The sequence below is a fragment of the Peptococcus simiae genome (assembly GCF_046569735.1).
GTDB lineage: Bacteria > Bacillota > Peptococcia > Peptococcales > Peptococcaceae > Peptococcus > Peptococcus simiae_A.
On record NZ_JBKICG010000013.1, the window covers coordinates 1 to 14358 of the forward strand.

Sequence of the window (14358 nt, forward strand, 5' to 3'; positions counted from 1 at the left end):
CCGACTCATGGAGATAAAGAGATTCGAACTCTTGACCCCCTGCTTGCAAGGCAGGTGCTCTCCCAGCTGAGCTATACCCCCAATTGGTCACCTTATTAAAAGGCATAAATCATTTTATCAATAATCCCCAATTATGTCAAGTAGAAGTTTTTATTCTGTAAATTCCTCAGTTTTCAGATAGGCATTTGTTGACTGGATATATATTTTACCAGATAGGCGCAGGAATTGCAAGCCAAAAATAAAAAAGCTATCTATCACTTTGTAGCTTAGTCGTAAGGATGGGGTTACCCTGGTTCATCAGTGCAGGATCCACTTGAGCATCCGGTAGCTGTGGGGATAGGGACCATACTTCAAGGGAAGATCAAAAACGGAGGCTTTTTTATAAATACTCTTCTCATGGCTAAAGGTCCAAAAGCTATAGGCCCCATGGTAGGCGCCCATGCCACTATAGCCCACGCCACCGAAGGGCAGGCCTTGGCAGGTAATGTGAGAGATGGTGTCGTTGACGCAAGCGCCTCCATAAGACAGGCGTCGTAAGAGTTGCTCTTGTTTATTCTTATTTTGGCTGAAGATATAGGCAGCCAAGGGTTTTTCCCGCTGACTAATGAAGTCAAGAGCCTCGTCCTCTGACTGCACCGGTAAAATGGGCAGCAGGGGACCAAAGATTTCTTCCTGCATGATGGTATCATCCGCCGAAAGCTGACTAATAATTGTCGGGGCAATCCGGTGGCTTTGGGCGTCCACTTGGCCGCCGACTAAAACTTTTCCATCAGCCATTAATCCCAGCAGGCGATCAAAGTGGTGTTGATTGATGATTCTAGGATATCCTTTGGTATGTAATCCCTCGGGCAATTGATCATTGAGAGCCCGGGCCAAGGCATGGACGAACCGGTCCAGGATGTTGCTATCAGCCAAGACATAGTCCGGTGCCACACAGGTTTGACCGGCGTTAAGAATTTTACCAAAGGCGATATGCTTGGCCGCCAGGGACAAGTCGGCATCGGCCGTGATGATACAGGGGGACTTGCCACCTAATTCAAGGGTGACCGGGGTCAGGTGGTTGGCTGCGGCGCTCATGACTTTTTTGCCAACAGGGCTGCTGCCGGTAAAAAAGATATAGTCATACCGTTCTTCCAGGAGGCGTTCACTCAGGCTGACACCCCCAACAAAGACGCTGATAAGCTGGTCTGAAAAGCTTTCCTGCAACATTTTTTGCAAGACAGCTGTGGTATGGGGCGAAAACTCCGAGGGTTTTAAGGCTACACAGTTACCGGCGGCCAAGGCGCCTACCAGGGGCATGAGGGTTAGGTTCACAGGATAATTCCAGGGCGATAGGATCAGGACGAGGCCGTAGGGTTCTGCCAGGGTATAGGCCTTGCCCGGGAAAGCATTGATACCCACCCGACGGCGCACAGGCTTCATCCACTTATCCAGAAACTTAAGATGCCGGTTAATCTCCTGGATGACCAAGCCAATTTCAGTCATGTAGCTTTCATAGGCAGACTTGTTCAAGTCAGCTGCCAGGGCTTCAACCAAGGGTTTTTCATACCGCCGGATGGCCTCTTTTAAGGCCAGGAGAACCTGCTTGCGGAAATTCGCTTGGCGGGTCACGCCGGTGTTAAAGTAACGTCTTTTCTTGTCGAGCCTAGATTTAATCATTGTATCTCTCCGTCTTTCAAAGTGATAGACCGCTTATTTATTTATATAGTATAACACGTTAGCTATAAAAGAGGACGCTGAAAGGGGTCCCATGCAAAAAACCTGGATATCCCGGCCAACTGTTATTAGAGTGACCCCAAAAAGTTGGATCAAAGAGACAAGTACATCCTTTGTGCTTGTCTCTCTTTTTGTGCGCCGTCGGGCGCACAAAAAAAGGAACCGGACAAGTGTCCGATTCCTTTTGGTATACAATTATTCTTTGTTGGCCAGGGCCTTGTAGGATTCGTAACGTTCTTTGCTGCGTTCTCTGGTGAGATCGAAGAGCTGTTGAGCTTTTTCAGGAAGCGCTTTAGCAAGAGAGGTATAACGAACTTCGCTCTTGATGAAGTCATCAAACTTATCATAATCCGGTTCTTTGGAGTCAAGGATGAAGGGGTTCTTCCCTTGGTCTTTGAGTTCCGGATTGTAGCGCCACAGGTGCCAGTAACCACATTCAACAGCGTCTTTCATGTGGGCTTGGCTGACGCCCATGCCTTTACGGATACCGTGGTTGATGCAGGTTGCGTAAGCGATGATGAGGGACGGCCCATCATAGGCTTCAGCTTCCTGGATGGCTTTACAGGTTTGGTTCATGTTGGCGCCCATAGCGATTTGAGCAACATAAACGTTACCATAGGTAACCGCCATCATACCAAGGTCTTTCTTGTTGGTACGTTTACCGTCAGCAGCGAACTGAGCGATAGCTGCAGTCGGGGTGGATTTAGATGCTTGACCACCGGTGTTGGAGTAAACTTCAGTGTCAAATACGAAGACATTGACGTTTTCGCCAGAAGCCAGAACGTGGTCTAAACCGCCGTAACCGATGTCATAAGCCCAGCCGTCGCCGCCGAAGATCCATTGGCTACGAACTTTGAGGAAGCCGTGAACATCATCAATAGCGTGAAGGACTTCGTCATCAGAACCTTTAACAGCCTTAACGATGACATCTGCAGCAGCAGAAACTTCATCAACGTTACGGTCATCGATGTTAGCCAACCATTTATCAGCAGCTTCTTTGAGGTCAGCGTCATAGCTACCTTCAGAAACTTGTTTGAGCAGGTCTTTTAATTTAAGTTTCATTTGCTTATCAGCAATGACCATCCCCATGCCGAATTCAGCGTTGTTTTCAAACAGGGAGTTCTGCCAAGCAGGGCCTTGACCCTTTTCGTTGGTGGTGTAAGCCAGGCTCGGTGCCGGAGCACCCCAGATGGAGGAGCAACCGGTAGCGTTTGCAATCATCATCCGATCGCCGAAGAATTGGGTAATCAGTTTAGCATACGGGGTTTCACCGCAGCCTGCGCAAGCGCCGGAGAATTCAAGCAGGGGCACTTTGAATTGAACGCCTTTGCTGGTAGTGGTGTTGGTTAAGTGAGCCTTATTGCTGACCTTGTGGGTCATGTAGATCCAATGGTCGCGTTCTTTTTCAGCTTCTTGTTCTACCGGAGCAAATTTGAGGGCTTTTTCTTTAGCCGGGCAGGTGTTGATGCAGCTACCGCAGCCTAAGCAGTCCATCGGGCTAACTTGCATGCGGAATTTCATGCCTGCAAATTCTTTACCCTTAGCGTCAACCAGGGTCATGTCTTCAGGAGCGTTGGCAGCTTCTTCTTCGTCTAATACGAAGGGACGGATAACAGCATGCGGGCAAACCAGGGAGCACTGGTTACACTGGATGCAGTTTTCCGGAATCCATTCAGGAACGAAGAGGGCCGGCATACGTTTTTCGAATTTGGTGGTACCACTCGGATAAGCACCATCTTCTAAGCCGACAAAGGCGCTAACCGGGAGTTTGTCACCGGCTTGAGCCAGCATCGGACGGAAGACTTTGCGGATGAATTCAGGTTCGTGAGAGCAACGAACGCCTTCTTCTGCGCCATCTTCAGCGTTTTTCCAGTCAGCCGGTACTTCGACTTTGTGGAGAACTTCGATAGCCTTATCAACAGCTTCGTTGTTCATGTTAACAACGGCGTCACCTTTTCTGCCATAGGTTTTTTGGATGGCTTCTTTCAGGAGACGAACGGCATCTTCAAAAGGAATAACTTCGGTCAGTTTGAAGAAAGCTGTTTGGGTAACCATGTTGGTACGGTTGCCTAAGCCAATTTCTTGAGCTACGGTAGCCGCATCAATGGTGAAGAATTTAATATCGTTTTCAGCAATGTAACGTTTCATATGAGCCGGCAGGTGGGTGTCTAGCTCTTCATCGTTCCAGGTGCAGTTGAGCAGGAAGGTACCGCCCGGTTTTAAGCCTTCGAGGACATCATAGGAGTTCACATAGCTGGATTTATGGCAAGCAACATAGTCTGCTTGGTCAATTTGATAGGTGGAGCGGATCTTGGATTTCCCGAAACGCAAGGAGGAAATCGTAACACCACCGGATTTTTTGGAGTCATAGGAGAAGTAACCTTGGGCATACATGTCGGTATTGTCACCAATGATGGCAATAGCGTCTTTGTTTGCACCAACGGTACCGTCAGAGCCGTAACCCCAGAACCGACAAGCAATGCAGTCATCCGGGCTGGTGGTGACAGGTGCGCCAACTTCCAGGGAAGTATGGGTAACGTCATCAACAATCCCGACGGTGAAGTGGTTTTTCGGTTCTTCTTTAGCTAAGTTGTCATAAACGGCAATCAGTTGTGCCGGGGTGACATCTTTAGAACCTAAACCATAACGACCACCGATGATGAGCGGATGAATGTCAGCATCATAGAACATGGTCTTAACGTCTTCATAGAGCGCTTCACCGAGGGAGCCCGGTTCTTTGGAACGGTCTAAGACGCTGATTTTTTTAACGGTTTTCGGTAATACATCAAAGAAGTGCTTGCTGCTCCAGGGCCGGAACAGGTGGACTTCGATCATACCGACTTTTTCACCTTGAGCGGCTTTGTAATCGATAACTTCTTCAAGGGCTTCACAAACAGAACCCATTGCAACAACAATGTTTTCTGCATCTTCAGCACCATAGTAGTTGAAGATTTTGTAGTCGCGGCCGGTTTCTTCAGAAACAGCTTTCAGGTAGTCTTCTACAACGCCTACAACGTCAACATAGTTTTGGTTGATGCCTTCACGTTGTTGGAAGAAGATATCCGGGTTTTGGTTGGTCCCTTTGATGACCGGTTTTTCCGGATTGAGGCTTCTTTCACGGAATTCTTTAACCGCTTCGTAGTCTACTTGGCTTTTTAAGAAATCTTCATCAATGACTTCAATTTTTTGGATTTCGTGAGAAGTCCGGAAACCGTCAAAGAAGTGGATAAACGGTAAACGGGCCTTAATGGCAGAGAGTTGAGCGACGCTCCCGATGTCCATAACTTCCTGGACACTGGAGCTGGCCAACATAGCAAAACCGGTACCCCGGCAAGCCATGACGTCGGAATGGTCACCGAAGATAGATAAAGCGTGGGTTGCGACAGCACGTGCAGCCACTTGGAAAACAGTCGGAAGTAATTCCCCGGCGATTTTATACATAACCGGCAGCATTAAAAGTAAGCCTTGGGAAGACGTATAGGTGGAAGTCAGGGCACCGGCAGCTAAGGAGCCGTGAACAGCACCAGCAGCACCAGCTTCAGATTCCATTTCGACAACTTTTACAGTTTGATCGAAAAGGTTTTTCCGGCCTTGAGCGCTCCATACGTCGATTTTTTCTGCCATCGGGGAAGACGGCGTAATCGGGTAGATAGCTGCAACGTCGGTAAATAAGTAGGATACGTGAGCAGCAGCAGTGTTACCGTCCATTGTTTTCATGTTTTTCGGTTTTTTGCCTTCTGCAGCAGCAGTTGAAGCAACCGATTCTTTTTCTTTAATAGACACGGTTTTCCTCCTCAAAATTGAATAAGTTGTATACCCCTTAGCTCTACTTTAACATATTTATCCTTCTAATTCAATTTCAACCATCCATCTGCAGCGGATTTTCAATAAGTTTTTCTTATTGCTGTTTTTCACTTATTTCAACATTTAAAAATTCCTTAAAAAAGATTAATTTGGTTACTTTCAGGCATGTCTTTCAAAACACCCATCCTTGCCATTTCTCCCACCATGGCCTCGCCAACCTTCCCCCGCCCCTTCAGGTCTTCAATGGAAATGAATGCCTTTTCTTCTCGGGCGAGGGCGATGCTGTTGGCGATAGTCTGCCCTAAGCCGGGAATGGCTACCAGTGGCGGTAAAAGGGCGTCATCGACAAGGGTAAACTTGGTCGGGTCGGAGGTCTTGATATCAACCGGCAGGACATGAAAACCGCGGAGTAAAAGTTCCAGGGCGACTTCCAGGACACTGACGGAAGCCTTGTCTTTGGCTGAAGCGTCCCGGCCGCTGTTGTAAATGTTTTTAATTTTCCCCTGTACAACTGTCTCTCCTTCGAGGACAGTCTCCAGGTCAAACTCATCTGCCCCCCGGACAGTAAAGTAGGCGGCGTAAAAGGCCAGGGGATGGTTAATCTTAAACCAGGCAATCCGGTAGGCCATCATCACATAGGCGACGGCGTGGGCCTTGGGGAATAAATACTTGATTTTTTCACAGGACTTGATAAACCAGTCCGGGATATGATTTTCCACCATTGCCGCATGCTGGTCTTCGCTAAGGCCCCTCCCCTTCCGCACGCTTTCCATGATTTTAAAGGAGAGGCTGAAGTCCATACCCTTATCAATGAGGAAGAGCATGATGTCATCTCGGGTGGATATGGTTTCCGTGGCAGTGGCGGTCCCACTCCGGATCAGGTCCTGGGCATTATTCAGCCAGACGTCTGTGCCGTGGGAAAAACCACTGATCCGGAGCAGTTCGGCGAAGGTTTGGGGTTTAATGTCCTCCAGCATCTGCCGGGTAAACTTGGTATTGAACTCGGGAACCCCATAGGTCGCCACCGGTGAGCCCAGGGCTTCCGGGCTGACCCCCAGGGCCTCGGTTGAGGAAAAGAGGGACATGGTGGCCGGGTCATCCAGGGGGACATGGCGGGCATCCAGGCCGGTCAGGTCCCCGAGCATTTTGATGACGGTCGGGTCATCATGGCCCAGTATATCCAGCTTAACCAGGCGGTCGTTGATGGAGTGGTAGTCAAAGTGGGTGGTGACGATTTCTGTTTTCACGTCATCAGCCGGCCGCTGCAGGGGGGTGAACTGGTGGACATCCAGCCCTTTAGGGATAACCATCAGGCCGCCGGGGTGCTGCCCGGTGGTCCGTTTTACCCCGGTACACCCATTCCGCAGCCGGTTCATTTCTGCACTCCGGTGGACTTCGCCCCGCTCTTCGTAGAATTTCCGCACATAGCCATAGGCGGTCTTTTCAGCCACCGTCGCAATGGTGCCGGCCCGGAAAACGTTGTCTTTACCGAAGAGGGTCTCGGTAAAGGCGTGAGCTGAAGGCTGGTATTCACCGGAAAAGTTCAGGTCAATATCGGGGACCTTGTCCCCCTTAAAGCCTAGGAAAATTTCAAAGGGAATATCAAATCCGTCTTTTTCCATATCCGCCCCACAGTGGGGGCAGGTCTGCCGGGGGAGGTCAATTCCTGTACCGGCGCCGGCCTCATTGGCAAAGTCACTGTGCTGGCAGGCCGGGCACCGGTAGTGGGGCGGTAGGGCGTTCACCTCTGTAATGTCTGTAAAGTAAGCGACTACAGAGGAGCCGACAGACCCCCGCGACCCAACCAGGTAACCATCTTCATTGGATTTTTTGACCAATTTATGGGCAATCAGGTAGAGGACGGAGAAACCGTTCCCGATAATGGCCTTGAGTTCTTTTTCAATCCGGGCTTCAACGATGTCAGGCAGGGGGGCACCGTATAAGGCATGGGCCTTTTTATAGGTGAGCCGCTTGATTTCTTCTTCAGCCCCTTCTATTTCCGGCGGAAAAAGTTCATCCGGTACCGGTTTGACTTCTTCAATCTGGTCCGCAATCCGGTTGGGGGCGGTGACCACTACATCGTAGGCGTCCTCTTCCCCCAGGTAGGCGAACTCGGCCAGCATTTCATCGGTATTCCGGTAGTAGAGAGGGGCCTGTTGTTCGGCGTCCTGGAAACCCTTGCCGGCCATGAGGATGGTCCTGAAAATGGCATCTTCAGCATTGGCAAAGTGGACGTCACAGGTAGCCACAACCGGCTTGCCCAGTTTCCGGCCCAGGCTAAAGAGCCGGCGGTTTAGGTCCTGGAGGTCTTCCCGGCTGCTGACAATATCCTTGCGGATCATGAAGGCATTGTTGTCTATCGGCTGGATTTCCACATAGTCATAAAACTGAGCCAGGTCTTCCAGGCCGGCTTCATCATCCGGGTGATGGATGAGGTACTGCATGAGTTCACCAGCCTCACAGGCGCTCCCGATGATGAGCCCTTCCCGGGCGTAATTGATGAGCCGCTTGGGAATCCGCGGCCGTCTCTTGTAATAGCGGAGGTGGGACTCGGTGGTCAGCTTATAGAGGTTCAGCAGGCCGGTCATATTTTTAGCCAGGAGGATACAGTGGTAGGTTTTCGGCTTTTGGTTTTCCGGGATGGAATCATCAAAGATATAGGCCTCCATCCCGTATATGATTTTAATGCCCAGTTTCTTGCCCAGGTCATAGGCCTGGGGGAAGGACTGAACCACCCCGTGATCGGTAATGGCGATGGCCGAATGGCCCAGCTGGGCGGCTAGGGAGACCAGGGTTTTGAGGCTGGATACCCCATCCATGTTGCTCATCTGGGTATGGAGGTGGAGTTCCACCCGCTTTTCTGTGGCCTGGTCAATCCGGCAGGCCAGGGTCTTATGGTTGATGTTGTTGACCATAAGGACCAGTTCCTGGCTATAGCGGTCGACCTGAGCCCGACCATTTAAGCAGACCCCATCGGCACTTTTCAGCTGGCTTAAGAGGTCGCTGACTTCCTTTTTATCGCAAAAGAGCCGGCATTCAATGCTGTCTGTCTGGTCGGTAATGCTAAAAACAATCAGGCCCCGGTCACTCTTCAGCTCCCGGCCATCGATATCAAAGAGCCGGCCGGCACAGCAAACTTTATTTTCCTCTTCGGTGATGTCAGCAATATCTACAGGGGCCTGGTTGATGGTCCTGCCATAGATGATATGGGCCCCCTTGGCTCCCGTTGCTACTGAAGCCGGGCTGACCCCATTCCGACAGCTGGGCACGACCGGCGCCGGCCTGGGCTCTTCCTTTAGGATATTTAAGGGTTCTGCAGGCGGTTCTTCCACGTCGCTCCGGACCAGGGTCACCATTGCCCCGGTCCTCCCCCGCTCTTCCAGCCACTGGGCCAGACCCCTTTGGGTCCCGGCCTTTTCTAGCCGCCGGAAGACCATATCCGAGTGGACATGGACCTGGAGACCCTTGGCCCCATCACAGAAATCACACTCAGACAGCCAGGGTGTTAACTGGGGGTAGTCCTCAGCCAGGTAGGCTAAAAAGAGCTTGGGCTCTTGCAGGAGGTCCCCTAAGGCCGCCAAGTCTTTACAGACCATCTTAATGTCCAGCCGGACATCAGCCGGGTAGCAGCCCTGTAGGTAGCGACTGATTTCCGCTTTAAGGGCCACTGCCGGCCAGTAGGGCACCTTTAAGGTCATTAAAATCCGCTTCGACCGGGTCTGGATTTCCAGCTGCTGGATGGTCGCGCGTTCAAGAAAGTCTTTTACATGTTCTTCTAGTCCTTCGGTAAAATTTTTTTTGACTAGAATCGACATAAAATCCCCCTATTCATAATCATAAAACGCTTTAACTGCCTGGATTAAGGCCGTGGGCTGGACCATTTGTTTTTCACCGGTCCGGCGGTCTTTCCATTCAATCTCGCCGTTTTCGACTGCCCCTTTCCCAATGATAAGCTGGAGGGGAATGCCGATTAAGTCGGCATCGTTAAACTTGACGCCGGCCCGCTCCTTCCGGTCATCGAATAAGACCTCAAGGCCCGCCTCTATTAATGCCTGATAGGTTTTTTCAGCGATGGCTGCCAGGCTTTCATCTTTCATGTTGACGGCAATCAGATGAACCTGGTAGGGGGCGAGGCTCTTGGGCCAAATAATCCCCCGACCATCATGGTGCTGCTCGACAGCGGCAGCCACTGTCCGGCTAACCCCGATGCCGTAGCAGCCCATGATCAGCGGCCGGGCCTTACCGTTCTCATCAAGGACGGTAGCCCCCATGGCTTCCGAATACTTAGTGCCCAGTTTAAAGATCTGCCCCACTTCAATGCCCCGGGTAAAGGTCAACTGGGCGCCACATACCGGGCAGGCGTCCCCTTCTACGACCATCCGCAAGTCGCCATAGGCGGCTATCTTGGCATCCCGGTCTAGGTTCACATGGGTGTAGTGGTAGTCGTTTTCATTGGCGCCCACAACCAGCCCCTGCCCTCCTTTAAGGGCCTGGTCAGCATAGATGGGAATATCCTCCGGTATACCCACCGGGCCTAGGGACCCGGGGTCTGCTCCCAGCCGGGCCCGGATGGTTGCCTGGTCGGCCAGGACCAGCTGGTCGCAGGGATGGATTTTTTGGATTTTCACTTCATTTACTTCATCATTGCCCAGGGTCAGGACACAGATGAGGTCTCCATCGGCCTCAAACATCATGGTCTTGGCGCATTGTTTTTCATCGACTTGTAGAAAGGCCGCTACGGCATCAATGGTTTTCGCATCCGGGGTATGGACCTTTTCCAGGGCCGCCTCATCAGCCGGGTAGGTCACCGGGCTGGCCTTAACTTCGGCAATTTCCTGATTGGCGGCGTAGTCGCAATCCGGGCAAATGGCCAGGACGGACTCCCCATTCTCCGCTAAGACGTTAAATTCATGGGTGTAGCCCCCACCGATTTGGCCGGCATCTGCCAATACCGGGCGGAAGGTCAGGCCACAGCGGTTAAAAACATTGGTGTAGGCCTGGTACATATCTTCATAGGCCGCATCCAGACCGGCTTCATCCAAGTCAAAGGAGTAGAGGTCTTTCATGACAAATTCCCGGCCCCGCATTAAACCGAACCGGGGCCGCCGCTCATCCCGATACTTGTTCTGCATCTGGTAGAGCCGGAGGGGCAGGGCCTTGTAGGAGCCGATGGTCTGGCGGACCAGGTCGGTGATGACTTCTTCGTGGGTAGGCCCCAGGCAAAATTGCCGGTCATGCCGGTCCTTGATCCGCATGAGCTCTTCACCGTAGACCTCCCAGCGGCCACTTTCCTCCCATAATTCAGCCGGTTGCAGGATGGGCATCAGGACTTCCTGGCCTCCAAACCGGTCCATTTCTTCACGGACAATGGCTTCAACCTTGGCCAGCACCCGGTGGCCTAAGGGGAGGTAGTTATATAAACCGGCGGCCGTCCGTAGGATGTAGCCGCCTTTGAGGAGCAACTGGTGGCTAGGTACCGCTGCGTCAGCCGGCACATCACGTAAGGTTGGGATTAGTGCATTTGTCATTCTCATGATTCAGAATCCTCCATTAAGAGTTGTTGTAAATGTTGGTCAAAGCTGGCCAGGAGCTGGTCTTCGCTGGCACTGGCGACGATTTCGCCCTTTCTAAAAATAAGGCCCATTCCCTTGCCACCGGCAATGCCGATATCGGCCTCCCGGGCTTCCCCGGGACCATTGACAGCACAGCCCATGACGGCAATATTCAAGGGCCGCTGGATGTGGCGGGTCCGTTCTTCAACGGCTTCCAAAAGGGGCACCAGGTCAATTTGCGTCCGCCCACAGGTCGGGCAGGCAATGATATTGACCCCCTGCTTGAGCCGGCCGCTGGCCTTGAGGATATCGTAGGCCACCGGCAGCTCATTTAAAGGATCTCCACTTAAGGAGACCCGGAGGGTATCACCAATGCCGTCGACCAGGAGCGCCCCAATGCCTACGGCCGACTTAATGGTCCCCATCCGGACACCGCCGGCTTCCGTCACCCCCAGGTGGAGGGGGTAGTCCAGCTTTCGGGCAGCCAGACGGTTGGCCCGGACCATTCCCGGCACACTGGAGGCCTTGACCGATAGGACCAGCTTGCCGTAGCCGGCCTCTTCACAGACCCGGACATGCTGGCATAAGCTTTCCACCATGGCTTCCGGTGTGGGACCGCCATATTTTTCCAGTAATTTCTTTTCAACAGACCCGGAATTGACCCCAATCCGCATGGGGGTGTCTTTTTCCAGACAGGCCTTGATCACCTGGCGGAAACGGTCAAGGCCACCGATATTGCCAGGGTTGATCCGGACCCCATCGACCCCACAGGCAATGGCGGCCAGGGCCAGACGATAATCAAAGTGAATATCGGCCACGAGAGGGACCGGGCTCTGGTCAAGCAGTTTTTCCAAGACCGGGATGGCTGCCTTATCCGGCACAGCCAGCCGGACCAGCTGGGCCCCGGCTTGGTGCAGGGCCCGGATCTGCTCCAGGGTGGCCACCAGGTCATGGGTATCGGTATTGGTCATGGACTGGACAACAATGGGATGGTCTCCCCCAAAGCCCAGGTCCCGCACGTAGAAAGACCGCGTCTTATGTCGCATTCCTAGCATTTTATTCACACCAATCGTGAGATATCGTTAAAGGTAACATAAATCATCAGCCCCATTAAGAAGGCAAAACCGACCAGGTTGACCAGGCCTTCTTTTTCGGCACTGACCGGTCTCCCTCGCACCGCTTCCAATAAAAGAAAAAGGAGCCGGCTCCCATCCAGGGCGGGAATGGGCAAGAGGTTCAGGAGCCCCAGGTTGACCGATAGGGCGGCGGTCAGCATCAACACATTGACCAGGCCATGTTGGGTCGATTCATCGATGGCTTTGACAATACCGACCGGGCCGGCCAGCCCCTCTTCTTTATCGCTGACGGAGGCCTTGCCGGTAACCAGGTTGCCCACTGCATCAAAGATGAGCATGGACATTTGCTTGGTCATTTTGACGCTGGCTTTGGCGGCCTCCGCTAGGGATAGCTGCCGCTGTTCATACTCTGTTTTATGGGCAATCCCAATGAGGTAGCGCTCCTCGCCCTTGTCCCACTTGGGCATCAAGGTCACTTCCTGGACTTGACCCTGCCGGTCAATTTGCAGGTTGAGGGCCGCCCCCTTCTGGTCGCCGATGGCCTTTTGTAAGGCGGCCCAGCTATTGACCGCTTGGCCATCTACCGCCAGGACCCGGTCGCCGGCCTGGAGACCTGCCGCCTGGGCCGGACTCTTATCAGTTACCGTGGAGATGATGGTATCCGTTTCCATTTTAGGCACTTCAACGCCTACCGACATAAAGATCAGCATAAAGATCAAGACAGCAACCAAGAGGTTCATCAAGGGACCGGCGGCGGCAAAAAAGGCCCGGTGCAAGAGAGGCCGGTTGGGGTAGCGGCGGGGGTCGTCCGGGTCTAGGGCGTCTTCTTCGTCCAGGTCCCCGGTGGCCCCGGTCACACTGACATAGCCACCGGCCGGAATGGCCGCAATGACGTACTCGGTCCCGCCTTTTTTAAAGGTAGAAATCGCCGGTCCCATGCCGATACTGAAGGTCTCTACATTCATCCCGGAAATTTTAGCAATGATAAAGTGACCAAATTCATGGACAAATACCAAAAAGCCCAGGAGCAAAACAGCAATGATAAAGGACATCATAGGCGATCACCTGCACAAAGGGTCAGGGCCTTAGCCCGGGCTTCTGCGTCTACAGCTTGTAAGTGGGCCAGGCTTTCAACCTGATTAGCCTGAAAGGCCTGCATACTTGTTGCCACGACCTCGGCGATGGTCAGAAAGCCGATCTTTTCCTTTAAAAACTGGTCCACAGCCACTTCATTGGCTGCATTTAATACGGCCGGAATAATCCCCCCGCGGTCCAGGGCCCTATAGGCCAGGTTTAAGGCCGGGAAGTCCTCCCAGCGAGGCTCGGCAAAGTGAAGGGTGCCGATGGCGGCCAGGTCCAGGGCAGGGAAGGTATTCTCCAGCCGTTTCGGCCAAAATAAGGCATACTGAATGGGGAGCCGCATATCGGCGGTCCCCAGTTGAGCCATAATGGTCCCATCTACCCATTGGACCATGGAGTGGACGACGCTTTCTTCATGGACCAGGACCTGGATCCTTTCCGCCGGCATATCAAAGAGGCGGACAGCCTCAATGACTTCAAGGCCCTTGTTCATCAAGGTCGCCGAGTCAATGGTTATCTTCCGGCCCATCTCCCAGGTGGGGTGGCTGAGGGCATCTGCCGGGCGAATGCCTGCCAGTTTGTCTTTGGGCCAATGGCGGAAGGGGCCGCCGGAAGCGGTGAGTAAAATTTTAGCCGGCTGGCCGTTGGCCTCCAGGCATTGAAAGATCGCTGAATGTTCGCTATCGACCGGGATAATCCGTCCGCCATGCTTGGCCAGGGCCTCCGCCACCAGGTCGCCGGCTGCGACCAGGGTTTCCTTGTTGGCCAGGGCCACGGTTTTTCCCAGTTCCAGGGCGATTAAGGTCGGTTCAATGCCGGCCGCACCGGATATGGCCCCGAGGACGATATCCACATCTGCTAAAAAAGCTGCCAGCTGGTCCCAGCTATCCAGGACAGTGATCCCGGCCTGGGTCAGCTCAGTCTGTAAACTTTGGTAAGTTGCGGCATCTGTAATAAAAACGGCTTCCGGCCGATACTTCAGGGCTTGGTCTCGTAAAAGGGCCCTATTGCGGTGCCCGGCCAGGACACTTATAGAAAAAAGTGATGGATGTTCGTCCACCACTTGGAGCGTTTGTTGACCGATTGAGCCGGTTGCGCCCAATACTGCTATATTTGTCATACTTGTCCTT

Annotated in this window: 7 protein-coding genes and 1 tRNA gene; all 8 read right to left on the reverse strand. The window is 52.7% G+C overall.

Features of this window, described 5'->3' with window-relative positions; translation table 11 throughout:
- Window positions 1-8 precede the first annotated feature (8 nt).
- Window positions 9-81: transfer RNA gene (locus ACLGL1_RS06470), tRNA-Ala, on the reverse strand.
- 216 nt (window positions 82-297) lie between these two features.
- Complete coding sequence (locus ACLGL1_RS06475) at window positions 298-1659, reverse strand: aldehyde dehydrogenase (protein ID WP_411007893.1); 1362 nt, start codon at window positions 1657-1659, stop codon at window positions 298-300.
- 252 nt (window positions 1660-1911) lie between these two features.
- Window positions 1912-5433 (reverse strand): pyruvate:ferredoxin (flavodoxin) oxidoreductase, encoded by a 3522-nt coding sequence (gene nifJ, locus ACLGL1_RS06480; RefSeq protein WP_411007942.1) that lies wholly within the window; start codon window positions 5431-5433, stop codon window positions 1912-1914.
- Between the two features lie 221 nt (window positions 5434-5654).
- Window positions 5655-9335 carry a PolC-type DNA polymerase III gene (locus ACLGL1_RS06485; RefSeq protein WP_411007894.1) on the reverse strand — a complete coding sequence of 1227 codons (3681 nt, stop codon included), beginning with the start codon at window positions 9333-9335 and terminating at the stop codon, window positions 5655-5657.
- A 9-nt stretch (window positions 9336-9344) separates the two neighbouring features.
- A complete protein-coding gene (locus tag ACLGL1_RS06490; protein WP_411007895.1) occupies window positions 9345-11054 on the reverse strand; it encodes a proline--tRNA ligase in 1710 nt (569 codons plus the stop codon).
- Window positions 11051-12118 (reverse strand): flavodoxin-dependent (E)-4-hydroxy-3-methylbut-2-enyl-diphosphate synthase, encoded by a 1068-nt coding sequence (ispG, locus tag ACLGL1_RS06495; RefSeq protein ID WP_411007896.1) that lies wholly within the window; start codon window positions 12116-12118, stop codon window positions 11051-11053. The genes ACLGL1_RS06490 and ispG overlap by 4 nt, the downstream gene beginning before the upstream one ends.
- A 14-nt stretch (window positions 12119-12132) precedes the next feature.
- On the reverse strand, window positions 12133-13203 hold the full coding sequence (gene rseP, locus ACLGL1_RS06500) for an RIP metalloprotease RseP (protein WP_411007897.1): 1071 nt from the start codon (window positions 13201-13203) through the stop codon (window positions 12133-12135).
- A complete protein-coding gene (dxr, locus tag ACLGL1_RS06505; protein WP_411007898.1) occupies window positions 13200-14348 on the reverse strand; it encodes a 1-deoxy-D-xylulose-5-phosphate reductoisomerase in 1149 nt (382 codons plus the stop codon). Before dxr ends, rseP begins: the two co-directional genes overlap by 4 nt.
- Window positions 14349-14358 lie beyond the last annotated feature (10 nt).

Bases quoted from the DNA above. Each gene is read 5' to 3' on its own strand.
- ACLGL1_RS06475 (WP_411007893.1), bottom strand. From the start codon at position 1,659: ATGATTAAATCTAGGCTCGACAAGAAAAGACGTTACTTTAACACCGGC.
- nifJ (WP_411007942.1), bottom strand. From the start codon at position 5,433: ATGAAAACAATGGACGGTAACACTGCTGCTGCTCACGTATCCTACTTA.
- ACLGL1_RS06485 (WP_411007894.1), bottom strand. From the start codon at position 9,335: ATGTCGATTCTAGTCAAAAAAAATTTTACCGAAGGACTAGAAGAACAT.
- ACLGL1_RS06490 (WP_411007895.1), bottom strand. From the start codon at position 11,054: ATGAGAATGACAAATGCACTAATCCCAACCTTACGTGATGTGCCGGCT.
- ispG (WP_411007896.1), bottom strand. From the start codon at position 12,118: ATGCGACATAAGACGCGGTCTTTCTACGTGCGGGACCTGGGCTTTGGG.
- rseP (WP_411007897.1), bottom strand. From the start codon at position 13,203: ATGATGTCCTTTATCATTGCTGTTTTGCTCCTGGGCTTTTTGGTATTT.
- dxr (WP_411007898.1), bottom strand. From the start codon at position 14,348: ATGACAAATATAGCAGTATTGGGCGCAACCGGCTCAATCGGTCAACAA.